At 75.4% G+C, this 659-nt stretch carries 1 protein-coding gene; it reads right to left on the minus strand.

Annotated elements, in window-relative coordinates; genetic code table 11:
- Window positions 1-659 (minus strand): acyl carrier protein (locus tag KYY02_RS33710; RefSeq protein ID WP_371244896.1); only part of this gene is annotated, 659 nt, incomplete at both ends.

Here is a 659-nt window from a genome sequence, read left to right on the forward strand (position 1 = left end):
TCCGGGTCGGGGTCGTACAGTGCCTCGACGTCCCAGCCGCGGTCGGCCGGGAACTCCGTGACCGCGTCCCCGCCGGCCCTGAGGAAGTCCCACAGGTCCTCGGGGCCGGCGACGCCGCCGGGGAACCGGCACGCCATCGACACGATCGCGATCGGCTCGTCGGCCACGCCCTGGAGGACGATCGGGGCGGAGGAAGCGGGGGTCGCGTCCGCGCCGCCCAGCTCGACGCGCAGGTGGGCGGCCAGGGCGGCGGGGGTCGGGTAGTCGAAGACCACGGCGGCGGGCAGGGCGAGGCCGGTGGCCTCACGGAGTCTGGCGCGCAGTTCGACGGCGGTCAGGGAGTCGAAGCCGAGTTCCCTGAACGCGCGGGTCGCGGGGAGGGCGTCGGCGGACGCGTGGCCGAGCACGGCGGCGGCCTCGGAGCGGACCAGTTCGGTGAGGTGCCGCTCCTGCTCGGCCTCGTCCAGCCCGGCCAGCCGCCGCGCGAGGTCCGACGTGTCGTCCTGCTCCGCCGGGGTGGCGTCGAACAAGTCGCGTGCGTCGGGCAGTTCGCTCAGCAGTGCGCTCGGGCGCTGCGCCGTGAAGGTGCCCGCGAACCGGGGCCAGTCGACGTCAGCGACGACGATGTTGCCGTCCCCGCGGTCCAGGGCTGTGGCGAG

This window comes from Streptomyces pimonensis (genome assembly GCF_041380215.1).
Lineage (GTDB): Bacteria > Actinomycetota > Actinomycetes > Streptomycetales > Streptomycetaceae > Streptomyces > Streptomyces pimonensis.